Genomic DNA, 23,051 nt, shown 5'->3' with positions numbered 1-23,051 from the left:
TGCTAGATACCTCCGACACCCTAAATACGTGCGATGAACGATATGAATTTGAGCATCATGCAGCCCTTCCTCGACCGTCCGCTGGATCGCAAGCAAACCGTCGGTGTTCTGGTCGGCGACGTGCTGGTCGGTGGCGGAGCGCCGGTGGTCGTCCAGTCGATGACGAACACCGACACGGCCGACATAGACGGCACCGTGGCGCAGGTCGCCGCGCTTCATCGCGCCGGGTCCGAAATCGTGCGCATCACGGTCGATCGCGACGAGAGCGCCGCCGCCGTCCCGCGCATCCGCGACAGGCTGGCGCGGCTGGGCGTGAACGTGCCCCTGGTGGGCGACTTCCATTATATCGGCCACAAGCTTCTGGCGGACCACCCCGATTGCGCCGAAGCGCTCGCGAAGTATCGCATCAATCCCGGCAATGTCGGTTTCAAGGAAAAGAAGGACCGGCAGTTCGGCGCGATCGTCGAGACCGCGATCCGGCACGACAAGCCGGTGCGCATCGGCGTCAACTGGGGATCGCTCGACCAGGAATTGCTGACGCGGTTGATGGACCAGAACCAGAAGGCCGGTTCTCCCATGACGGCGGTGGAGGTGATGCGCGAAGCGATCGTGCAGTCCGCGCTGATCTCGGCAGAACTCGCGGAAGAGATCGGCCTGCCGCGCGAGAAGATCATCCTGTCGGCCAAGGTCAGCCAGGTGCAGGACCTGATCGCCGTCTATGTCGAACTGTCCAAGCGATCGAACCACGCGCTTCATCTCGGCCTTACCGAGGCAGGCATGGGCACGAAGGGCGTCGTGGCGTCGTCTGCCGCGATGGGCATCCTGCTTCAGCAAGGCATCGGCGACACGATCCGCATCTCGCTGACGCCCGAGCCCGGCGGCGACCGGACCCGCGAGGTGCAGGTGGCGCAGGAACTGCTCCAGACGATGGGTTTCCGCCAGTTCGTGCCGATCGTGGCGGCGTGTCCGGGCTGCGGGCGCACGACATCGACGGTGTTCCAGGAACTGGCCGCGACCATTCAGGACGATCTGCGCCGCAACATGCCTGTCTGGCGCGAGAAATATCCGGGCGTTGAAGCTCTCAAGGTTGCGGTGATGGGCTGTATCGTCAACGGACCGGGCGAATCCAAGCATGCCGATATTGGCATTTCGCTGCCGGGCACAGGCGAGACGCCATCCGCGCCCATCTTCATCGACGGGCAGAAGGCCGCGACCCTGCGCGGGCCGAACATCGCGGACGATTTCCAGAAGATGGTCGCCGACTATATCGAGCAGCGGTTCGGAACCGGTGGCCGGCAAGCGGCGGAATAGGATCAGGCTCGCCGTCGCATTCGCGGTCGCTATTTCCGCGAGCGTTTCTCAAACTGCGTTCGCCGATCCGCCCGGGCCGCCCTATCTTGGCCGCGTCTGCGGTCTGATCGCGGCTCATGCCGACCAGAACGATCTGCCGCGCGCTTTCCTCGCGCGCCTGATCTGGAAGGAGAGCCGCTTCGACCCCAATGCGGTGAGCCCCAAGGGTGCGGAGGGCGTGGCGCAGTTCATGCCCGGCACGGCACGCATGCGCGGCCTCGAGGATGCGTTCGACATCGAGCAGGCCATTCCGGCGGCTGCGACCTATCTCGCGGAGCTTTCGACCAAGTTCGGGAATTTCGGCCTTGCGGCGGCTGCCTACAATTCCGGGGAGGGCAGGGTGTCGCGCTGGCTCGCGAGCGGCGGCTTCCTGCCGCTGGAAACCGAGAATTACGTGCTCGACATCATGGGTGCGCCCGCCGACACGTTCGCGGGCGTTCGGGGAGAGGTGGAAGCGCCTCCGTTGCACGAGACAAAATCGTTCAGCCGCGCGTGCCTCGACCTGCCCACCGCAAGGTTCCAGACCGTCGCCATGTCCACCGTGCCGGTTCTGCCCTGGGGCATCCAGGTCGCAGGCAGCTTCAACCGTGCGGCCGCGATACGGCAATGGCAGACGGTGAAGGGCCGAAACCCGAAGCTGTTCGCAAATGTGGAGCCGGTAATCAGCCGTGTGCGCTCGCCGATCGGCCGGCGCGGCATCTATGCGGTTCGGGTCGGCGCCGAAACACGTGGCGAGGCCGACGCGCTGTGCGTCGGGCTCAGGCGCGCCGGCGGCGCGTGCATCGTCACGCGCAATCGCTGATCAGGCGCTGAGCGCCACATTGTCCTCGCCGATCCAGGCGTTGATCTTGGCCGCGAGCTTGTTGGGGGAGACGGGCTTCGACAGATAATCGTCCATGCCCGATTCCATGCATTTCTCGCGATCGCCCTTCAACGCATGTGCGGTGACGCCGATGATCGGCGTGCGGGTGCCGATCCCCTGTTCGGCGTCGCGGATCGCGGCGGTCGCCTCGAAGCCGTTCATCTCGGGCATGGACACGTCCATCAGGATGAGGCGCGGCTTCAGCGTGCGGTGCATCTCGACGGCGGTGCGCCCGTTCGAGGCGATGCGATAATGAAGTCCCAACCCGTCGAGAATCTGGCTGAAGACGAGCTGGTTCACCTCGTTGTCTTCGGCCACGAGAATATCGAGCTGGCGCGGCTTGTTCGCGCGCTGGGGTGAATGGGCCGGGCGCGTCGCTTCGGTGACGATCTTGGCAGCGGGGCGTGGCGTTTCCGGCCCCGCGGGCCGCTCCTTGCGGGGTGCCGCACGCGCCACCTGCATGATCGTGACGAGGGTCTCCAGCAGCGCTGATGAGCGCGCCGGCTTGTTAAGATGCGCCGAAATGCCCGATTCCATTGTCAACTGGCCGGTTACCGCCTGGTCCACTGAGGTGAGCAGCAGAACCGGGATGTTCCAGGTCGCGGGGTTCGCGGCGATGCGGCGCGCGACTTCGACGCCGTTGATGCCCGGCATCTGGTAGTCGAGAATGATGCAATCGACGGTCGCGCCAAGCTGGACGGCACGGTCCAGGAAGGCGAGGCCGACTTCGCCATTTTCGGCTGCCGCGCAATCGAAGTTCCAGCTACGAAGCTGTTCGAGCAGGATGTCGCGGTTAATGCGGTTGTCGTCGATGACGAGAACGCGCGCGCCGGAGACGTCGAAGGGCACCGGTTTCGCAGGCTCGACATCTTCGTAGATCGTCAGCGGTATCGTGAACCAGAAGGTCGAGCCACGCCCGTACTCGCTTTGGACACCCATCTCGCCGCCCATCAGATAGACAAGGCGCGAGGCGATGGCGAGGCCGAGGCCGGTGCCTTCATGGCGTCTTGTGGACGATGAATCGACCTGGCTGAATTTTTCGAAAACCTTTTCCAGCATCTTGTCGGGGATGCCGATGCCGGAATCTTCCACGCGAATGGTGATGTGAGCGGTGCTGTTCTCGACGTGCCCGCTGACATCGACCAGGACGTGACCTTTTTCGGTGAACTTGACGCCGTTTCCGACGAGATTGGTGGCGATCTGGCGAATGCGCCCGACATCGCCGACGACGCAGGCCGGAAGCTCCGGATCGACGCGGACGATGAGCTCAAGGTCCTTCTCCGCGACGCGGGTGGAAACCAGTGTCGCCACGTCCTCGATGGCCTCGCCAAGCCTGAAGGGCGCCGGATCAAGGCTTAACTGTCCGGCGTCGATCTTGGAGAAGTCGAGAATGTCGTTGATGATCGTGAGGAGCGCGTTGCCCGATTTCAGGATGACATCGGCGAAGGTTCTCTGGCGCGTGTCGAGGTCGGTGCGGATGAGAAGTTCGGCCATGCCCAGCACGCCGTTCATGGGCGTTCGGATTTCGTGGCTCATGTTCGCGAGGAACTCGGACTTCGCCCGGTCGGCCGATTCAGCCTTCACGCGGGCAGCCTCGATGGACGCGTTGGCCGAATGCAGATCGTCATGGGCGCGTGAGATGTTCCGCATCATCGGCACGAAGACCCACAGCGTGGTGGCGACACCGACGAGGAAAATTGACGCGGCGACCGCGATCAGGATTTTCTGAAGCGAATTGTAACCCTCGATCATGTCGCTGCGCAGTTCGACGACCGTCGCGTCGAGATTCGGCCGCACGCGCTCACTTGCGAGGGTTTGGAGGCCGCGGAACACGCGTTGCGCCACCGGGGAGGCGTAGTCGCTCATGATGTCGAGCCGATTGGCGAGCGTGATGACTTCCTGCACGTCGCGCTTGAGCGAGAAGTTGCCGCCGTCACCTTCCCACAGGCGCATCAGCGTATCCGGAACCTTGCGGTCGTTGATGCCGGCGAGGATCGACGTGATATCGCCCGATATGGCCGTTCGCGTCGTCTGTGCATTTTCGTCGATCGTGATGCGCTGGCTCTCGCCCATCTGGAAGTCGCCGTCCGCAGCCAGGCCGAAAGCGCGGTAGGCGCGGTCGAGCCGGTCTATGGCCGCGTGCAGGTTGGATCGCGTCTCATCCATCGCGGCATCGGCATTGAAGGTGGGCTGTTGCGTGACGGGCCCTTTCGGCATGGCAAACTGGCCGACCTCGATTTCGAGCTGGGCGCGTGCGGCCCGTTCGTCGCCGAGTTCGCCGCGCAGGCTCGTCTGGTCCAGCATGAGCGCAAAGTAGATGACGTCGGCGGTCGCCTCGCTCATGGCGCTCAGGACTGCCCCGAACTCGACGTTGGTTCGGGCCATCTTGGCCTGCCAATGGATAACGCCGGCACCAAGCGCCACAGCCAGCAAGAAGCCGGTCATGATGAAAATAAGACGACCGCGCATATACGCGCGCGTTACAGCAAACGACATCGGCCCCAGACACCCTTACGCACCACACGTCGCTAAAGATTGAGCAATCCGATTAAGTTGCTCTTAATCCGGGCAGTTCGATTTCGAATGATTTGCGTGTCGGACGTCAGAAAGAGCGGGTGGCAACGAAGCGCGAGGCTTCGCGCAGGATGTCGGCGCGCGCGCCGAAGGGGGTGAGCAGGTCGCTTGCCTGATCGACCAGGCCTGCGAGCTGACGGCGCGTCCAGTCGATGCCGTGCAGGCCGACGAGCGTCGCCTTGCCCGCCGCCGCATCCTTGCCCGCGCCTTTGCCGAGCGCCTGCGTGTCGGAGGTTGCGTCGAGCAGGTCGTCGGCAAGCTGGAATGCCAGGCCGATCGCGGAGCCGAACTCCGCGAGCGTCTCGCGCTGGGCGGGAGTAGCGCCGCCAACGATCGCACCCGCCTCGCATGCGAATCGGATCAGCGCGCCGGTCTTCATCGCCTGAAGCGTGACGATACCGGTTTCGTCGGGCTTTTCCCGTTCGGCCAGAAGATCGAGCGCCTGACCGCCGGCCATGCCGCCCATGCCCGCCGCGCGGGCCAGCCGAAGGATGAGCGCAGTCTTGCGGTCTGCGGCCAGATCGGTCGCATCGTCCGCAATGATGTCGAAGGCGTAGGTGAGGAGGCTGTCGCCGGCGAGGATTGCGGTTGCCTCGTCGAAGGCGCGGTGAACCGTGGGTTGCCCGCGGCGGAGATCGTCGTCATCCATGGCCGGCAGATCGTCGTGGATGAGCGAATAACAATGGATGCATTCGAGGGCAGCCGCCACCCGCATGGCCGCCTCTCCATCCGCCTCGAAGAGTGCAGCGCTCTCCAGCACGAGAAACGGACGGAGGCGCTTGCCGCCGTTGAGCACGCCATGCCGGATTGCGGCGAGCAGTCCCTCTGGCCTGGCGATTTCACCATCCTGCAATGCGGGTCGCAGGAGCGCGTCCAGCGTGCGTTCGACGCTTGCGGCGCGCCCGGCCAGGATTGCTTCGAATATCTGGGTATCGGCGTGTTCCATGGTTGCGGAGCGATGCCGACAAAAGCGCTCGCGGTCAAGACGCCTCTCAGCGTTGCGCTTCGACTGGGTCGACTGTATGCCGGAAAGATGGAAAGAGGGGCCGAAAGGTGGATCAGCCAACCGTCGAGATCGAGCCGGACATGAGGCGCCGCGGGCGGAGCAAAGCGCGTCGGCGCTCATTCGTCTGGTTGCGGCGCATCGCGCTGGTCGTCGTGATCGCCGGGCTCATGCCTATCGCCGTCACACTTCTCTACATGCCATCCGCCATCCACCCGATCTCGACGCTGATGATGAAGGACCTCGCGACCTTCTCGGGGTACGACCGCCGCTGGACACCCATCGACCAGATCGGCGATCGGCTCAAACATTCCGTGGTCATGTCCGAAGATGGACAGTTCTGTTCCCACAGGGGCATCGATCTCGGCGAGTTCCGTGCATTGTTCGACGATTTCCTGGCAGGCGAGGCGACTCGCGGCGGTTCGACGATCACGATGCAGACCGTCAAGAACCTCTATCTCTGGCACGGCCGTTCCTACATCCGCAAGGCGATCGAACTGCCCTATGCGGTCTATCTCGACCTCGTCATGCCCAAGCGGCGGATCATGGAAATCTACCTGAACATCGCCGAATGGGGCCCGGGCATCTATGGCGCGGAGGCCGCCGCCCAGCATCATTTCGGCAAGTCGTCGCGCGATCTGACCGCGCGGCAGGCGGCACTTCTCGCTGTGACCCTGCCCAGTCCGCTGACACGCACGCCGGCGTCTCCAGGGCCGGGGCTCAACCGGCTCGCGGCCACGATCGAGCGCCGCGCGAACCATGCCGGCGATTATGTACGGTGCCTGCGGTAGGCTTTGCCGCATCAGGCGGAAAAATTTCCGTACCGGTGCTGGTCAAAAGCGGCTCCTGCGTGTATAGGCACGCGACTTTCTTTGATTTCGGCCGCCATGCGAGGCCCTTTCGCGAGGGCGCAGCGGCTGTTGAGTAACACCGGAGCATGATCAATGGCTGTACCTAAACGAAAGACCTCGCCGTCCAAGCGCGGCATGCGCCGCTCGGCCGACGCGCTCAAGGCCCCGACCTATGTCGAGGACAAGAATTCCGGCGAACTGCGCCGTCCGCACCACATCGACCTGAAGACCGGCATGTATCGCGGTCGCCAGGTTCTGGAGCCCAAGGAAGGCTGAGCTACCGCTCGCTTTTCTGCACGTTAAGGCCGGCCTCGCGCCGGTCTTTTTGCGTTTTCGGGCGTTGCGACGCGCGCGTGATCGCATGCTGCTTGACCGTGTGCGGATCTCCTGCGCTACAAGACTGACCAGTCGCGACGGAGCTTGCGCATGTTCGCCCACATCCCGCTGATGATCGTCCCGTTCATCCTCTACAATCTCGGCCTTGCCGGCGTGTTCGGTGGCGATGGCGCGCCGTGGGCGCAGCAGCTTTTCTCCGTACCCATGATGTCGGGCGGCGTGTTCACGATGACGGTCGCGGACCTGATGATCCTGATCGCGCTTTTGCTGTCGTTCTTCGAGATTCTCAAGTCGACCCGCACGTCCAACGCGTCTGTGGTCGATCATCTGCTGTCGACATTCGTCTTCGTCGCGTTTCTGGTCGAATTCCTGCTCGTGCGCGGGGCTGCGACGTCGCTGTTCTTCACCCTGATGATCATCACGTTCGTCGACGTGCTGGCAGGCTTCACCGTGTCGCTGCGCGCGTCGTCCCGCGATGTGAACTTCCGTTGATGGAGGCATCGTCTCCCGCCGCATTGCCGCGGGAGACGATGAGGACTGTCAGCCGCCGTCGCCGGTGAAGCCGGCCGCTTCGATGCCGGCAATGGCGCAAGCCTCGTCATTGTCCGAGGTGTCGCCGGAGATGCCGACGGCGCCAATGATCTCGCCCCCTGCATTGCGAACGAGCACGCCACCCGGCACGGGAATTATCTTGCCGCCCGACGCAGCCATAAGCGCGTTGACGAAATGCGGGCGGTCCTGCGCGGCCGCGTTCAGCGAGCGTGAGCCCGTCCCGACGGCAAGCGCGCCGTAAGCTTTGCCCGACGCGATATCCAGCCGCATGAAGGGGTTGCCGTCCTGCCGCTGGCAGGCGATGAGATGTCCGCCTGCATCGAGCACAGCGACGCCGAGCGGCTTCATGCCCTCTGCGGCCGCTTTCGCCAGCGCCTGCGTGATGATGGTGTTGGCCTTGGAAAGCGTGAGTTCCGCCATGCGAGTTCTCCTTCTTGGGTAAGCGGCGGCAACCTATTGCCTCACGCATCGCAATGTAAGGGCTCTCGGCAACTCAATGGCCTGGCATCACCGCGAAGACGGGGAGCGAGCGCGGTGCGCGCTCGTCCGATAAGGCTGTCGCAGTAAGGGAGATCGGCTTCAGTCGTTGCCCATCTTGTCCAGTTTGCGCTGCATCGCGGCGATCTGTTCCTTGAGTTCCTGCAGATCGTCGGACCTTTCCGCTGGCGCGTCAGGGGTGGCCGTCTCGTCATCGCTCGTCTGAGCGGATGGCGGCGGAAAGGGCGTGAACATGCGCATGGCGTTCTGGAACAGCTCGACGTTGCGCTTGGTCTGCTCTTCGATCGCCTTGATGGGCGTGGTGATCTTCATCATGTCCATCGGCGACTTGCCGATGGCATTCTTCATCTGATCACGAAAACGCTCCTGCTCCTTGGCAAAAGCGACCATCGATTGTTCCAGGAAGCTCGGCACGACCATCTGCATCTGATCGCCGTAAAACGAGATCAACTGACGCAGGAACGGAATGGGCAGCATGTTCTGCCCGTCCTTGTTCTCCAGTTCGAAAATGATCTGGGTCAGCACCGGATGCGTGATGTCGTTGCCGGTCTTGGCGTCCTGGACGGTGAATTCCTCGCCCTTCTTCACCATTTCCGCCAAGTCTTCCAGCGTCACATAGGTGCTGGTACCCGTATTGTAGAGGCGGCGGTTCGCATATTTCTTGATAACCACCGGATCGTCTTTTGCGGGCATTCATGACCTCCCGGAATGCAGCGTAATCAGACGTGAACCGATGCCACACTTTTGTCACCGGATCGTCAGGATATGCGCAAACGGTTGGCAATTGAAAGCGCTTTGTGCAGTGCGGAAAGGCTTTTGCTCGCGCCGCGCCATCGAAATTCCATGTCATTTGTCTTGATGTGTTCCGCCCCAGGACCGGCGGAATCGCTGCCTTCTGCGCGCTATGGCGCAGCGTTGCGGCGATCCACATTGTTTTTGCACTGCAGCGTTCACATTTGACTTGGGACCCCGATCGGGCAAAAACAGCGCTAAAGACAATTCCAATAAACGAGGAAACCATCATGACCTCAATCGTCGTTGCCAGTGCTGCCCGCACGCCGGTCGGTTCGTTCAACGGAGCCTTCGCGGATACGCCCGCGCATGTGCTCGGCTCCATCGCCATCAAGGAGGCGCTGTTGCGCGCCGGCGTGGACGGCAAGGACGTGGACGAGGTGATCATGGGCCAGGTCCTGACGGCCGCCCAGGGCCAGAACCCGGCACGCCAGGCCGCCATGGCGGCGGGGATTCCGCAGGAGACGACCGCCTGGGGGCTCAACCAGATCTGTGGTTCGGGCCTGCGCGCGATCGCGATCGGCATGCAGCAGATCGCGACGGGCGATGCGAAGGTCATCGTGGCCGGCGGACAGGAATCGATGTCGATGGCGGCGCACGCCCAGCATCTGCGCTCCGGCGTGAAGATGGGCGATCTCAAGCTGATCGATACGATGATCAAGGACGGATTGTGGGACGCCTTCCATGGCTACCACATGGGAAATACCGCGGAGAACGTCGCTCGCCAGTGGCAGCTTTCGCGCGAGGATCAGGACAATTTCGCGGTCGCTTCGCAAAACAAGGCGGAGGCCGCGCAAAAGGCCGGCCGCTTCAAGGATGAGATCGTTCCCGTCACGCTGAAGACCCGCAAGGGCGAGACCGTCGTCGACCAGGACGAGTATATCCGCCACGGCGCGACCATCGAGGCGATGCAGAAGCTGAAGCCCGCCTTCGACAAGGATGGCACGGTCACCGCCGCGAGCGCGTCGGGCATCAATGACGGCGCGGCTGCCGTCGTGCTCATGACCGAGGAAGACGCCGTGCGCCGCGGCATCACGCCGCTGGTGCGCATCGTCTCGTGGGCAACCGCAGGCGTCGATCCCCAGATCATGGGAACCGGCCCGATCCCGGCCTCTCGCAAGGCCCTCGAAAAGGCCGGCTGGTCGGTCGGCGATCTCGATCTGGTCGAAGCGAACGAAGCCTTCGCGGCGCAGGCCTGTGCGGTCAACAAGGAAATGGGCTGGAACCCGGACATCGTGAACGTGAATGGCGGCGCGATCGCCATCGGCCATCCGATCGGCGCATCCGGCGCCCGCGTCTTCAATACGCTGGTCTATGAGATGAAGCGTCGCGGCTCGAAGAAGGGCCTGGCCACGCTGTGCATCGGCGGCGGCATGGGCGTCGCGATGTGTGTCGAGGCGATGTGATCACGAGAAATCATTGAAATTAGCCGGGCAGGGGAGAGGGGTGCGAAGGCAAGGGACAAAGAGCCCGATAAACCTTCGCAACTCCCCGTCCGGAATAGCGCTAAGGGAGGACTTCCATGAGCAGAGTTGCAATCGTCACGGGTGGTACGCGCGGCATCGGGGCAGCCATTTCGGTCGGGTTGAAAAACGCCGGCTATGCGGTAGCGGCGAACTATGCCGGCAATGACGAAGCCGCGCTGAAGTTCAACCAGGAGACCGGCATCCCGGTCTACCGGTGGTCGGTAGCAGACTACGACGCCTGCGTCACAGGTCTCGCTCAGGTCGAGGCCGATCTCGGGCCGATCGACATCGTCGTCAACAATGCCGGCATCACGCGCGACGCGATGTTTCACAAGATGACGCCGCAGCAGTGGCGCGAGGTCGTCGACACCAATCTCAACGGCGTCTTCAACATGACGCATCCGCTGTGGTCGGGTATGCGCGACCGCAAATTCGGCCGTGTCATCACGATTTCCTCGATCAATGGTCAGAAGGGGCAGGCGGGACAAGCCAACTACTCCGCCGCCAAGGCGGGCGATCTCGGCCTGACCAAGGCGCTGGCGCAGGAAGGCGCGCGGGCCGGCATCACGGTCAACGCGATCTGCCCCGGCTACATCGCAACCGAGATGGTCAAGGCGATCGACGAGAAGGTGCTTAACGAGCGCATCATCCCGCAGATCCCGGTCGGCAGGCTTGGCGAGCCGGAAGAAATCGCGCGCTGCGTGGTCTTCCTGGCTTCGGACGAGGCGGGGTTCATCACCGGTTCGACCATTTCGGCGAATGGCGGGCAGTTCTTCGTTTAGTTTCCATGAAAACGGCGCGTCCGGAGGCGCCGTTTTCGCGTTGGATGATGGCAGGCCTATTCCGCGGGGATAGCCGTATTGTCGATCGTGGGTGCCCGTTCTTCGAAGAGGGCCAGATGGGCCATCCCCGCAAGAGCGGCACCCACAAGCGGGGCGACCCAGAACAGCCAGAGTTGCTGCAGAGCCCAGCCGCCGACAAAGAGAGCCGGGCCAGTCGAGCGCGCCGGGTTCACCGACGTGTTCGTCACCGGGATCGAGATCAGGTGAATGAGGGTCAGCGCCAATCCGATCGCGATCGGTGCGAAACCCGGGGGCACGCTCTTGCCCGTCGCGCCGAGGATGATCATCAGGAACATGAAGGTGAGCAGCACTTCGGCGACGAGAGCCGCTGTCAGCGAATAGCCGCCGGGCGAGTGCTCGCCATAGCCGTTGGACGCGAATCCGTCCGCCAGTGAGAAACCCGCCTTTCCGCTGGCGATCAGGTAGAGCGCGCCGGACGCGATCACCGCGCCGAGCACCTGCGCGGCGATGTAGGGCAGGACATCCTTCGCAGGGAACCGCCCCGCGAAGAGCAGGCCGACCGAAACGGCCGGATTGAAATGGCCGCCGGAAATGCCGCCGACCGCATAAGCCATGGTCAGCACCGTCAGGCCGAACGCCAGCGAAACGCCGAGAAGGCCGATGCCGACCTCCGGGAAGGAGGCGGCGAGAACCGCGCTGCCGCACCCGCCGAAAACGAGCCAGAACGTACCCAGACACTCTGCGAAGAGACGCTTTGTCATGTGGACCCCTCCATTAGACTAACGTTACGTAAGGAGGCACGGATAACGAAAGAATGCAACTATGGCGCGAATAGACAAGACTTGTTCAATTGCGACATTCGCCGATGGCGATGCGGACGTGGCGATAGGGACGGTGGAAGCAGCAGCCTTTCGGGAGGTGACCCCCGCTGTCTGTGATCCAAATCGGGACGTATGGGTTAACGGTTATCTGCATGTGCTGTTCGCAAGCAGTGGAAAGCCTGTGGAGTTATTGTGGACAAGCTGTGTGCAACACAAGATGTTGTGGTGAACAAAGCGGGAAACTTCCGAAGGCAGTGATTCGTCGCTGATTCGTTCCGGCTTTGGGCCGATCCTTAACGGCAAAGCAGCTCAAAACGGCCAGACGTTAACGAGCTATGAAAAATTCCATAATGAAATCTTACGCTTGGCCGCAGGTTGTGGGTGCGCTGCCGCCAGCGTGAAAGGCGCTGCTTAAAAGTGTTAACGCGCATCGGCAAATCCACCCGAGATGTGTTTCATTCGATTCAGCATGTGGTGAAATGCCAGGACGAAAATCAACATCTTGTGGTGATCAAATCGGGAACATCACCGAGTCAGTGATTCGTCGCTGATTCGTTCCAGACTCGTTCCGTTTGTTAATCGTGGTCGGTTTTCACTGGTGCTGAGCGAACCGCCACCTATCTTCAACGGCAAACGCCACCTTTCGCTTCACCGGGACGGCGTGCTAACCGAAACATCCGCCGCGCACGCGCGCAAACAGGGCACGATTTCCCACGATGAACATCCAGACCAGAAACGACGGACCGCTCGTCCTATCAGGCCGGGATGTGACTGCCGTGCTCGGGCCGACCAACACAGGCAAGACGCATCTCGCGATCGAGCGCCTCGTCGCCCATGAGAGCGGCGTCATCGGTCTGCCGCTGCGGCTTCTGGCGCGCGAGGTCTATGCGCGTGTCTGCGAGAAGGTGGGCGCGTCGAAGGTTGCCCTGATCACCGGCGAGGAAAAGATCGTGCCGCCCGGTGCGCGCTACTCGGTCTGTACGGTCGAGGCGATGCCACGCGAGACCGATGCCGCCTTCGTCGCCATCGACGAGGTGCAGCTTGCCGCCGATCTGGAGCGCGGCCACATCTTCACCGACCGCATCCTGCATCTGCGCGGGCGGCAGGAAACGCTGCTGCTCGGTGCCGGCACGATGCGCGGCATCCTGGAAAAGCTCCTGCGCGGCATTTCCGTGGTCACGCGTCCGCGCATGTCGCACCTCGCCTATGCGGGATCGAAAAAGCTGACGCGCCTGCCGAGGCGTTCCGCCATCGTCGCCTTCTCGGCCGACGAGGTTTACGGCATCGCCGAACTCATTCGCCGCCAGCGCGGCGGCGCGGCCGTCGTGCTCGGCGCACTTTCTCCCCGGACGCGCAATGCGCAGGTCGAGCTCTATCAATCGGGCGACGTCGATTTCCTCGTCGCGACCGACGCCATCGGCATGGGCCTCAATCTCGATGTCGACCATGTGGCGTTTGCCCAGAACCGGAAGTTCGACGGTTATCAGTATCGCGATCTGTCCGCCGCCGAACTGGGCCAGATCGCGGGCCGCGCCGGCCGCCATCTGCGTGACGGGACATTCGGCGTCACCGGTCAGGTCGATCCGCTCTCGGACGAGCTGATAGACCGCATCGAAGCCCACAATTTCGATTCCATGAAAGTGCTGCAGTGGCGAACCGCCAGGCTGGACTGTTCAAGCCTCGATGCCCTGAAGCGATCCATCGACACGATCCCGCCCGTGGAAGGCCTGACCCGCGCTTTGCCGGCGGTCGATGCGCGGGCGCTGGAGCAGCTTTCCAAGGATCCGCAGATCGTCGCGCTGGCCACGGCGCCCAAGCGGGTCGAGATGTTGTGGGAGGCCTGCGCGCTTCCGGACTATCGACGCATAGCGCCGGCGCAGCATGCCGATATCATCGGATCGATCTATCTCGACCTGGCCCGCAAGGGCCATGTCGATGAAAACTACATGGCCGAGCAGGTTCGCCGCGCCGATGTGACGGATGGCGACATCGACACCTTGTCGCAGAGAATCGCACAGATCCGCACCTGGACCTTCGTGTCCCACCGACCCGGATGGCTTGCCGATCCGGCACACTGGCAGGAAAAAACGCGTGAGATAGAGGACAGACTGTCCGATGCGCTCCACGAACGATTGACGAAACGCTTCGTAGACCGCAGGACTTCCGTGCTCATGAGGCGCCTGAGAGAAAACGCAATGCTGGAAGCTGAAATAAACCCGTCCGGAGACGTCGTCGTCGAGGGACACCATGTGGGAGCACTGCAGGGCTTCCGCTTTACCGCCGATCCATCGGCGGGCGGCGAGGATGCCAAGGCGGTTAAGGCTGCCGCGCAGAAGGCGCTTGCGCAGGAATTCGAGACGCGTGCCGACAAGTTCGCCGTGGCGGCCAATGGCGATTTCGCGCTCGCCTCCGACGGGCTGCTGCGCTGGATCGGCTCGCCCGTCGCGACGCTGACTGCCGGCGAGGACGATCTGTCGCCGCGCGTCATTCTTCTGGCAGACGAGCAACTGACCGGTCCTGCGCGCGACAAGGTCGCGGCGCGTGCCGAGCGCTTCGTTCACTACCAGATTGAGACACTGTTGAAGCCGCTCTTCGATCTGAAGAATGCGGACCAGCTCACCGGCATCGCGCGCGGCATCGCATTCCGGCTGGTCGAGAATTTCGGCATCCTCAATCGCCGCGACGTGGCAGACGACGTCAAAGCATTGGACCAGGATGCCCGTGGGGCGTTGCGTCGTCTCGGCGTCCGCTTCGGTGCGTTTCACATTTTCGTGCCGGCGCTTCTCAAGCCGGGTCCGGCCGGTCTCGTGACGCTGCTCTGGGCGCTGCGCAACGACGGCAAGGACAAACCGGGCTTCGGCGACGTGGTCAACGGACTGGCTTCCGGCCGCACGTCGCTTGTTGTCGATACATCGTTCGAGCCGACCTTCTATGGCCTGGCGGGTTATCGCTCGCTTGGGCGTCGCGCGGTGCGCGTCGATATTCTGGAGCGCCTTGCCGATCTTATTCGCCCGGCCCTGTCGTGGCGTGCGGGTACGGGCAAACGCCCCGAAGGCGCGTTCGACGGCGCGGCGTTCATCGTGACGCCCGCGATGATGTCGATCCTCGGCGCGACCGCCGAAGACATGGAAGAAATCCTGAAGGGCCTGGGTTACCGCGCCGAACCGAAGTCGGCGGCGGATGTGCAGGCGAAGCTCGACGCGTTCGACGCGGCGGAACACGAGGCTGCCGCGGCCAAGGCCGCTTCCGCCGAGCAGGCAAAGGCGGCCGCCGCGCAAGCCGCAGCCGAACCGGCTGCGCCTGCTGCCGAGGATACGCGTGCAGTGGTAGCCGGGGACGCGCCGATCGAGGCCGAGGCGGGGACACCAGCCGAAGCCGAAACGGTGGCCGCCGAGGTCGAGACAGTCGTTGCAGAGGCTGCGGTGGCAGACGCGGGAACGACTGAAGAGGCTCCTGCAGAAATTTCGGAGACGGCTTCGTCAGAGGACGCTCGGGCCGACCGGTCTCATGAAGCGACCGCACAGGACGCGGAAGCTGCGCCCGTCGAGGACGCTTCGAGCGGGGAAGCAGACGCTGACACTGTGGTTGCTCAGCCGGCGCTGGAGACGGTCGAGGCAGCGGAGGCGGGTGCAGAGCCGGCCGAAGCGCCCAAGCCGATCCTGCTCTGGCGTCCTGCCCGTTTCGAAGGGCGTCGCAACCAGGGACAGCGCCATGCGCGTGGTCCCGCGCAAGGTCGTGGCCAGCGGCGCGATGGCGCGCCGTCGGAAGGCACCCAGGCGGCAGGCGGCCAGGGCGAGGCGCGGGAGCGTCCCGCAGGGCGCGAGCACTTCCGTGGCAAGCCGAAGGGCAAGCCGGGCGAGGGACGTCCGGATGGTCGTCAGGATGGACGCCGCCAGGATAGCCGTCGCAATGACGGCGCGGGCGGCGGACGCGACGACCGCTCGAAGCCGGGCTTCCGCGACAAGGGCAAGCCTGCCTTCGGCGGTGGTAAGCCGCGCGAGGAGCGTCCGGCCAAGATCGATCCGGATTCGCCCTTCGCCAAGCTCGCCGCATTGCGCGACCAGCTCAAGAAGTAGATGGCGTCGGCTGCCCGTCAGCGCATCGACAAATGGCTGTTCTTCGCGCGCGTGGTAAAATCGCGTTCGCTTGCAGCCAAGCTGGTGCAGGCGGGGCGTGTTCGTCTCAATCGCGAGAAGATCGATCAACCGGCCCACGCGGTGAAGATCGGAGATGTGCTGACCATCACGCTGGAACGCCGCGTGGTGATCTATCGCGTGGTGGATGGCGGTGCGCGACGTGGTCCAGCCGAAGAGGCGCGCACCCTCTACGACGATCTGACACCGCCACCGCCCTCAGGGGACGACATCTCGGCTGGTGCGCTCGTCCCGGTACGCGCGCCGGGCAGCGGCCGGCCCACCAAGCGCGACCGACGATTGACGGACGCGCTGCGCGACGAGGAATAGCCGTTGGAATTTGGTTCCCGCACAGGTGCTTTGCGCGCAATGGTCGCCCTTGCGCGGTTTCGCCAAAGGCGTTACCTCACCGCCGGATATCAGACTGACATGCCGGCTGGAGCCGCCCTATGACCTACCTCGTCACCGACAATTGCATCAAGTGCAAGTACATGGATTGCATCGAGGTCTGTCCGGTCGACTGCTTCTACGAAGGCGACAACATGCTCGTCATTCATCCGGACGAGTGCATCGATTGCGGTGTCTGCGAGCCGGAATGCCCTGCTGACGCGATCAAGCCGGATACCGAGCCGGGCCTCGACAAGTGGCTGCAGATCAACACCGAATATGCGTCCAAATGGCCGAACATCACGGCGAAGAAGGATGCTCCCGCCGACGCCAAGGACTTCGACGGCGTCGAGAACAAGTTCGAGAAGTACTTTTCCGCGGAGCCTGGCGACGGGGATTGATCGAACCTGCCGAGCATCGATCGCTACGATGCAAAAATTTCGGCGAATGAAAGCCGCTTTAGACGCTTGCTTTTTGCCGGCGGTGTTCGCGCGTGCGGCAAATTCTTGATTCTTGCCACTTTTTGTGCTAGACACAATCAACATGCCGATGACAGACGTCGATTTATGGCGCTAGCGCTCCAATCATTGAAAGGCTGATACGCATCAAGGACCAGGGCGATCTGGGCCGGGCCGTGGCTTTGCCGCGATGTCCGTGCCAGGGCTTCTCTCGGGATGCGCAGCTTTTTTTTTGTCATGTCCAGGCAGTTGGCGGGCCGGCTTGTCGGCCAACACGCAATCGCGGACCGCAATGGCCCGCGGCATAACAAGGAGTACAGGGCGTATGGCAACCCAGCAGAAGAAATCCGCGACGCGGCACGGCTTCAAGACCGGCGAATACATCGTCTATCCCGCGCATGGGGTCGGCCAGATCGCCGCGATCGAAGACCAGGAAGTCGCCGGGCATAAGCTGGAACTCTTCGTCATCGACTTTCAGAAGGACAAGATGCGCCTGAAGGTGCCGGTCGCGAAGGCCGCGTCCATCGGCATGCGCAAGCTGTCCGAGACCGACTATGTCGAACGCGCGCTCAAGGTCGTGCAGGGCCGCGCCCGCGTGAAGCGCACCATGTGGTCGCGTCGTGCTCAGGAATATGACGCGAAGATCAATTCGGGCGACCTGATCTCGATCGCGGAAGTCGTTCGCGACCTCTATCGCGCTGAGAACCAGCCTGAGCAGTCTTATTCCGAGCGCCAGCTCTATGAAGCGGCACTCGACCGTATGGCGCGCGAGATTGCCGCCGTGAACAAGATGTCGGACACCGAAGCGGTGCGTCTCATCGAGACCAACCTGAACAAGGGTCCGAAGCGCGGCGCCAAGGCCGACAACGAGGAAGCAGAGACGGAGCAGGAAGAGGCCGCGTAAGCGATCTTTCCCCAACGTCGAGACTATCGGAACCCGGTCCTTGTGGCCGGGTTCTTTTTGTTTCCCTGCCCAGAAACGGCCACGGGACAGGCGTGGAATCTGTGGGGCCGAGCTTGCGTCGATGGTAACGATCTTGAGATTTGCCACGCCGCCACGGAACTTTTGACGTCGATATTCGTCTTGCTTTGCAGGGGGTCTACGGCTGCAACTCCAAAGGAGTGGCAACTGAAAGCCTGGATGGGTGGCGTGAGATACTGACCAGACGCCGTCGCAAGATTGGGAGCGCAGGATGGACGACCCAGCAAAGCGAAGCATGATCCGCGAGGCGATGAAGGCCCCGTATCTCGAGCGTGGCGAGGAACACGACCTTGCCGTCCGCTGGAAAGAAAACCGCGACCAGCAGGCGCTGCACCAGATAACCGTGGCACATATGCGCCTCGTCATCTCGATGGCATCGAAATTCCGTCATTTCGGCCTGTCGATGAGCGATCTCATCCAGGAGGGCCATGTCGGCCTTCTCGAAGCGGCAGCGCGGTTCGAGCCGGAGCGCGAGGTCCGGTTCTCGACCTATGCGACATGGTGGATTCGGGCGTCGATGCAGGACTTCATTCTGCGCAACTGGTCGATCGTGCGTGGCGGCACCAGCTCGGCGCAAAAGGCGCTCTTCTTCAATCTCCGCAGGCTGCGCGCGCGCCTGTCACAGGGAACGAACGCGCTGTCGAGCGATGATCTCTACCGCGAGGTCTCGTCGACGCTGGGCGTGTCCATTGCCGATGTCGCGATGATGGATGCGAGGTTGTCTGGGCCCGATACCTCGCTCAATGCGCCCGTCTCGAGCGACAATGACGGCGGTTCGGACCGTATGGACTTTCTCGTCTCCGATCAGCCGCTTCCCGACGAGATCGTCACCAAGACGATCGACGACGAGCGGCGGACAAACTGGCTGCGAAAGGCGCTGGCCACGCTCAACGCGCGCGAATTGCAGATCATCAAGGAGCGCCGGCTGCAGGACGAGGGTGCGACGCTGGAGTCGCTCGGCAGCGCGCTGGGAATTTCCAAGGAACGCGTACGCCAGATCGAGGGCCGGGCGCTGGAGAAGCTGCGGGTCGCATTGGTCCAGATCGACGCGAATGTCATGCAAAGCGCCGCCTGACGACGCTTCTTTGCGCGAAACACCCCCTCCAACCGCCGTAGGCGGTGGAGGGGGTGTTTCGGTGAAAGCCTGAAATGCTTTAGCGATCGGTGATGATCTTGACCTTGGAGCCTGCCGAAACGGTCGCGCCGGCACCCATGGCGTTGATCAGGCGGAACATGTCGAGCTTGCGATCGACGCCCTGCATCTGAGCAGCGAGCGTCGCGACCGTCTGGCCGGGCTGAACCGTTACGATACGAATCCGCAACGGGCGCAAGGCCTCGCGTTCGGCGGGCGTCAGCGTGCGGAAGCTTCCGCCGACCTGGCTCGCGATCGCGTCGAGCTGGTTGCTTGCGGCAGGCGCTGCGGTCAACAGGCGATAGACCTGCCCTGACGAGCGGATGACGGTGACGTCGAACTGCCAGCCTTCGGCGCGCGCCTTTGCCGTCACGGCTTCGTTTCCGTTGATCGTCGTCTGGCGAATGGTCTGCTGGTCGAGACCGGCGACCCAGCCACTACGGACATAGTCCGACAGGCTCACCCGCTGGTCGATCTGCACCCCGTCGAAGCGCACGGCGATGTCGCCGGGCCCCGCCGCCGTCACTGCTGCCGCCGAATTGTCGATCACGAAGCCGTCCGGAACCGCGAAGGTGACGCCGAGCTTGGGATGCAGGAACACACGGCCCCTGATGTAGCCTTCGTCGGGCGTGTCGCCGAACAGCATGCCGTCGATGCCTGCGAGGAACGAGTCGCGATCCCGGTTGCCCGTACCCGGCGCGCCGAACTGGCGGGCATGGCGCAAGGCAAGTTCGATGCGCTGCGGCGCGGTTGGGTGGCTCGCGAGGAAATCGAGATTTTCATCGACGGCGCCCGTCACGCTGCGCGAGGTTCCGTAGGCAGCCATCGACTGCTGGAAACGCGCGGCTGCGAACGGGTCGAAGCCGGCGCGCGCGATCGCCTTGATGCCGATCGCGTCCGCTTCCAGTTCCTGGTTTCGCGAGAACTGAGCGAGCCTCAGCTTGCCGCGGACAAGCGCCACGCGGGCAGCCGGATCGCCGCCCAGAACGTCGTTCACCACCTGAGAAGCAAGAACCTCCTCGGCTTCCTTCTGCTGGCGCTGGATGCCGTGATTGGCGGTCACGTGCGCCATTTCATGCGCGATCACCGCCGCCAACTCAGCGGAATCGTTGGCCAGCGCAAGCAGGCCGCGTGTGACGTAGAGATATCCACCGGGCAAGGCGAAGGCGTTGATGTTCGGCGAGTTGAGGATGGTGATCTGGTAAGTCTGGTTCGGATTTTCTGGATCCAGCGTCAGCGTGCCAACCACCTTTGCGACCATGCGCTCAAGCTTGGGGTCCGAGTAGTTTCCGCCATAGGTCGCGAGAATCCGCGGATGCTGCTCGCGCGCGATCGAAACGATGCGATCGTTGCGGGTCACCGTATCGACGGTCACCGGATTTGCGGATGGCTTGAACGCGTCGGTGGTGCTTGCCGAATCGAGCACCTGACAGCCAGCGAGCGCAGTCGTCATGACAAGCGCAAACAGCCCGCGCTGGAAGCCGCGGGCCGGGTGTGCCCGGTCCTTCGCCAAGTCCTTGTTTGATGTCGGCAGTTCGGCTTCCTCTCGTCTCGCTCGAACTCTATAACTCATTTCGGTTCAGAACGGTTGCAATGGCTCTCACGCAAGTCAACCTTTTGCGACTTGTAGCCATGATTTCGGATTTGGCTGGGGTTTGTCGCCAAATTGTGTCGGCTTCCGGGCGCTTTTGGCGCCGGGCGGCGTCATCCGCCGAGATAAGCCCTGAATGCCGCAGGCGCGTTGCCGGACAGCATCGTCCGCGTCCTGTCGAAGGCCGCGATGCGGCCGTTCTCGACGAAGGCGATGCTTTGGGCGATTGCCTTCGCGTCCTCGGGCTGGTGCGTGACCATCAGGACGGTCATTGCACGCTCCGCGTGGAGATCGCGCAGGAGATCCAGCATCTCGAGGCGTAGCGCGGGTCCGAGCGAGGCGAATGGCTCGTCCAGCAGCAGGACGGGGCGATCGCGCACCAGAACGCGTGACAGCGCCACGCGCTGGCGCTCGCCGCCCGAGAGTTCCGACGGAAGCCGCTTGTCCTTTCCGCCAAGACCGGTGCGCTCCAAGGCGGCTGCGATGTCGGCATGGTCCTGCGCCGACAGCCTCAGCGACGGGGAGCGTCCCAGCCCGACATTTCTGGCGACGTCGAGATGGGCGAACAGGTTGTTTTCCTGGAAGATCATCGAGACGGGCCGCGTCGATGGCTGCATGCCGGTCACATCCGTCTCGCCGATCACGACACGGCCGGAGGCGGGCTGCTCGAAGCCCGCGATCAGGTTCAGGAGGGTCGTCTTGCCCGAGCCGCTGGGTCCCATGATCGCGACGATGTGCGAAGGCTCGATCGACAGATCGAAATGCATTGTCGTCTCGCCGAAGCTGAAGGCGACGTCGTCGAGCCGAACCGATGCTCCTTGTTGAGCCGTAGATTTGGTCATGATTTCGCTCTCGATCGATCCACCAGCAGCATCAGAAGCAGGCATAGCGCGCCCAGAAACAGAGCGAGACCCGCCGCGTCTTCCGTCCGGTAGCTGCCCATTCGCGCCAGCAGAAGATAGGGCAATGTCTGCACGGACTCGCTGCCGAAGAGCGCGATGACGCCGAGGTCGCCCAATGAGAGCGCCATGGCGAAGGCGAGCGCCATCAGGGCCGGTCCACGGATCGACGGCCAGTCGATCAGGCGAAGGCGGTTCGTTCCGGTGATGCCCAGCGAGGCGCATAGGCGATCGTTGCGTGCGCTTGCCGCATCCCAAGCCGGACGAATCGCGCGGATCGCGAAAGGCATCGCCATGACCGCGTTGACGGTCACGACCATGACCGGCGCGATTGCGAAGACCTGGCCGGTGTGGCGCAGCAGGATGAACCACCCAGCGCCGACGACGATGGGCGGCACCACGAGAACGAAGCCTGCGCCGGTGTCGAGCATACGCTCAAGCAGCGACGGAGCAGCGCTTGTCGGTCTGCGCATTTCCATGGCCCGTCGTGCCATCGTCAACGACAGCGAAAGCGCGACGCACAGAAACGCGGACAGGGATGCGAGAAGCAGGCTGGTCACCGTTGCCGCATGGACGGCTGGATCCACGGCGAGGCGCGACAGATCGGCCCGCAGTCCCGCGATGATCGTCGCGGCGAGCGGTGCGGCAACGAAAACAAGCGCCGCGAGGATGGTCGCACCGTTTGTGAGTCGTTCCGCACGACCGGCCACGACGGGTCGTCTTGGCGCGACGGGCAGGTTGGCGTCGCCGGCCATGTTTGCGCCGGTTCGCGTCAGGAGAATCACCACCACGACGGTCAGCACGATTTGCAATGCGGTGAGCGCCAGGGCGCGTGCGGGGTCGAAATCGAAGCGCAGCGCCTGGTAGATCGCGACTTCCAGCGTCGTGGCGCGAGGACCGCCGCCGAGCGTCAGAACGATGGTGAACGAGGTCACGCAGAGCATGAAGACGAGGCCGGCAACGCCTGGGAGTGCGGCGCGGAGCACGGGCCACTCGATGAGCCTGAACGAGGAACGCGCGCCCATGCCCAACTGTGCCGCCAGCCGCCACTGATCGGCCGGAACGGTTTCCAACGCATGGAGCAGCAGACGCGTGGCGAGTGGCAGATTGAAGAAAACGTGAGCGACGAGGATGCCCGAGAGCCCGTAAATCCCTTGCCATCGCGCGCCGAGAACATCCGTCAGCGGCTGTGCGAGAATGCCTGCTCGCCCAAGCAGAGCAAGGATGCCGAGGGCTGCCACGATCGCCGGCAGTGCCAGCGGCAGGGCGAAAAGGCGCAAGATGAATGCACGCCCCGGGAAATGCGGGTGGCGCGCGAGCGCGCGCGCCACGAACAGGGCCGGAAGCACCGACAGGATCGTCGACAATGCCGCCTGCCAGACGGTGAAACGGGCAACACGGAAAAGGTAGGCGTCGAGCGCCGAGACAGCGCCCGACCAGTCGTTCAACGCCTCGACTGCGAGGCCTGAGAAGGCCCCGCCGATCAGGATCGCGATCGCGGCGAGGCCTATGATGCCCGCGAGGACGCGGCGGTCGATCCTATCCATGGCAGGCCGGAGGG

20 protein-coding genes are annotated in these 23,051 nt (G+C 63.4%); 12 read left to right on the top strand and 8 right to left on the bottom strand.

Annotation, left to right across the window (positions count from 1 at the left end; translation table 11 throughout):
- The first annotated feature begins 57 nt into the window (after positions 1–57).
- The gene (gene ispG / locus AAFN55_RS19830; RefSeq protein WP_347801051.1) at positions 58–1,311 is read left to right on the top strand and encodes a flavodoxin-dependent (E)-4-hydroxy-3-methylbut-2-enyl-diphosphate synthase; all 1,254 of its coding nucleotides are present in this window, start codon (positions 58–60) and stop codon (positions 1,309–1,311) included.
- A gap of 31 nt (positions 1,312–1,342) precedes the next feature.
- On the top strand, positions 1,343–2,152 hold the full coding sequence (locus AAFN55_RS19825; protein ID WP_347801050.1) for a lytic transglycosylase domain-containing protein: 810 nt from the start codon (positions 1,343–1,345) through the stop codon (positions 2,150–2,152).
- On the opposite strand, the gene AAFN55_RS19820 is transcribed toward AAFN55_RS19825, so the two are convergent.
- Both AAFN55_RS19820 and AAFN55_RS19815 read right to left on the bottom strand, forming a co-directional pair.
- Positions 2,153–4,681, bottom strand: coding sequence for a response regulator (locus AAFN55_RS19820; protein WP_347800698.1), 2,529 nt, complete (start codon positions 4,679–4,681; stop codon positions 2,153–2,155). It abuts the gene before it with no gap.
- A gap of 133 nt (positions 4,682–4,814) precedes the next feature.
- Positions 4,815–5,732, bottom strand: coding sequence for a polyprenyl synthetase family protein (locus tag AAFN55_RS19815; RefSeq protein WP_347800697.1), 918 nt, complete (start codon positions 5,730–5,732; stop codon positions 4,815–4,817).
- A 140-nt stretch (positions 5,733–5,872) separates the two neighbouring features.
- Here AAFN55_RS19815 and mtgA point away from each other — a divergent pair, with 140 nt between their 5' ends.
- The 3 genes from mtgA (at position 5,873) to AAFN55_RS19800 (ending at position 7,468) form a co-directional block, all read left to right on the top strand.
- Complete coding sequence (gene mtgA, locus AAFN55_RS19810; RefSeq protein WP_347801049.1) at positions 5,873–6,580, top strand: monofunctional biosynthetic peptidoglycan transglycosylase; 708 nt, start codon at positions 5,873–5,875, stop codon at positions 6,578–6,580.
- Between the two features lie 153 nt (positions 6,581–6,733).
- Complete coding sequence (gene rpmF, locus AAFN55_RS19805; protein ID WP_047147461.1) at positions 6,734–6,916, top strand: 50S ribosomal protein L32; 183 nt, start codon at positions 6,734–6,736, stop codon at positions 6,914–6,916.
- Between the two features lie 150 nt (positions 6,917–7,066).
- The gene (locus tag AAFN55_RS19800) at positions 7,067–7,468 is read left to right on the top strand and encodes a hypothetical protein (RefSeq protein WP_347800696.1); all 402 of its coding nucleotides are present in this window, start codon (positions 7,067–7,069) and stop codon (positions 7,466–7,468) included.
- A gap of 48 nt (positions 7,469–7,516) precedes the next feature.
- On the opposite strand, the gene AAFN55_RS19795 is transcribed toward AAFN55_RS19800, so the two are convergent.
- Together AAFN55_RS19795 and phaR are read right to left on the bottom strand one after the other, a co-directional pair.
- Positions 7,517–7,948 (bottom strand): heme-binding protein, encoded by a 432-nt coding sequence (locus tag AAFN55_RS19795; protein ID WP_347800695.1) that lies wholly within the window; start codon positions 7,946–7,948, stop codon positions 7,517–7,519.
- Positions 7,949–8,107: 159 nt separating this feature from the next.
- Positions 8,108–8,719, bottom strand: coding sequence for a polyhydroxyalkanoate synthesis repressor PhaR (phaR, locus tag AAFN55_RS19790; RefSeq protein WP_347800694.1), 612 nt, complete (start codon positions 8,717–8,719; stop codon positions 8,108–8,110).
- A 329-nt stretch (positions 8,720–9,048) separates the two neighbouring features.
- Between phaR and AAFN55_RS19785 the strand changes: the two genes are divergently transcribed.
- Complete coding sequence (locus AAFN55_RS19785) at positions 9,049–10,224, top strand: acetyl-CoA C-acetyltransferase (RefSeq protein ID WP_347800693.1); 1,176 nt, start codon at positions 9,049–9,051, stop codon at positions 10,222–10,224.
- A gap of 116 nt (positions 10,225–10,340) precedes the next feature.
- Positions 10,341–11,066, top strand: coding sequence for an acetoacetyl-CoA reductase (gene phbB / locus AAFN55_RS19780; RefSeq protein WP_347800692.1), 726 nt, complete (start codon positions 10,341–10,343; stop codon positions 11,064–11,066).
- Positions 11,067–11,122: 56 nt separating this feature from the next.
- Here the strand turns inward: phbB and aqpZ are convergent, their stop codons facing one another.
- A complete protein-coding gene (aqpZ, locus tag AAFN55_RS19775) occupies positions 11,123–11,848 on the bottom strand; it encodes an aquaporin Z (protein WP_347800691.1) in 726 nt (241 codons plus the stop codon).
- Between the two features lie 776 nt (positions 11,849–12,624).
- Here aqpZ and AAFN55_RS19770 point away from each other — a divergent pair.
- From AAFN55_RS19770 to AAFN55_RS19750, 5 genes are all read left to right on the top strand, one after another.
- On the top strand, positions 12,625–15,984 hold the full coding sequence (locus AAFN55_RS19770) for a helicase-related protein (RefSeq protein WP_347800690.1): 3,360 nt from the start codon (positions 12,625–12,627) through the stop codon (positions 15,982–15,984).
- Positions 15,985–16,371, top strand: a complete 387-nt coding sequence (locus AAFN55_RS19765; RefSeq protein ID WP_347800689.1) for an RNA-binding S4 domain-containing protein — start codon at positions 15,985–15,987, stop codon at positions 16,369–16,371.
- A gap of 119 nt (positions 16,372–16,490) precedes the next feature.
- Positions 16,491–16,829 (top strand): ferredoxin FdxA, encoded by a 339-nt coding sequence (fdxA, locus tag AAFN55_RS19760; RefSeq protein ID WP_347800688.1) that lies wholly within the window; start codon positions 16,491–16,493, stop codon positions 16,827–16,829.
- A 382-nt stretch (positions 16,830–17,211) separates the two neighbouring features.
- Positions 17,212–17,790, top strand: a complete 579-nt coding sequence (locus AAFN55_RS19755; RefSeq protein WP_347800687.1) for a CarD family transcriptional regulator — start codon at positions 17,212–17,214, stop codon at positions 17,788–17,790.
- Positions 17,791–18,079: 289 nt separating this feature from the next.
- Positions 18,080–18,943 (top strand): RNA polymerase factor sigma-32, encoded by an 864-nt coding sequence (locus AAFN55_RS19750; RefSeq protein WP_347800686.1) that lies wholly within the window; start codon positions 18,080–18,082, stop codon positions 18,941–18,943.
- Positions 18,944–19,022: 79 nt separating this feature from the next.
- On the opposite strand, the gene AAFN55_RS19745 is transcribed toward AAFN55_RS19750, so the two are convergent.
- The 3 genes from AAFN55_RS19745 to thiP all read right to left on the bottom strand — a co-directional run bounded on the left by AAFN55_RS19745 (position 19,023) and on the right by thiP (position 23,037).
- Entirely contained in the window at positions 19,023–20,453 is a 1,431-nt protein-coding gene (locus AAFN55_RS19745) for a M48 family metalloprotease (RefSeq protein WP_347800685.1), read from the bottom strand.
- 251 nt (positions 20,454–20,704) lie between these two features.
- Positions 20,705–21,433, bottom strand: a complete 729-nt coding sequence (gene thiQ, locus AAFN55_RS19740) for a thiamine ABC transporter ATP-binding protein (RefSeq protein ID WP_347800684.1) — start codon at positions 21,431–21,433, stop codon at positions 20,705–20,707.
- Positions 21,430–23,037 (bottom strand): thiamine/thiamine pyrophosphate ABC transporter permease, encoded by a 1,608-nt coding sequence (gene thiP / locus AAFN55_RS19735; protein WP_347800683.1) that lies wholly within the window; start codon positions 23,035–23,037, stop codon positions 21,430–21,432. The genes thiQ and thiP overlap by 4 nt, the downstream gene beginning before the upstream one ends.
- Positions 23,038–23,051 lie beyond the last annotated feature (14 nt).

The organism is Mesorhizobium sp. CAU 1732 (assembly GCF_039888675.1).
In the GTDB taxonomy this organism is placed as follows: Bacteria; Pseudomonadota; Alphaproteobacteria; order Rhizobiales; family Rhizobiaceae; genus Aerobium.
The sequence above is the reverse complement of the archived record's forward strand: the minus strand, read 5'-3'. Positions and strand labels throughout refer to the sequence as shown.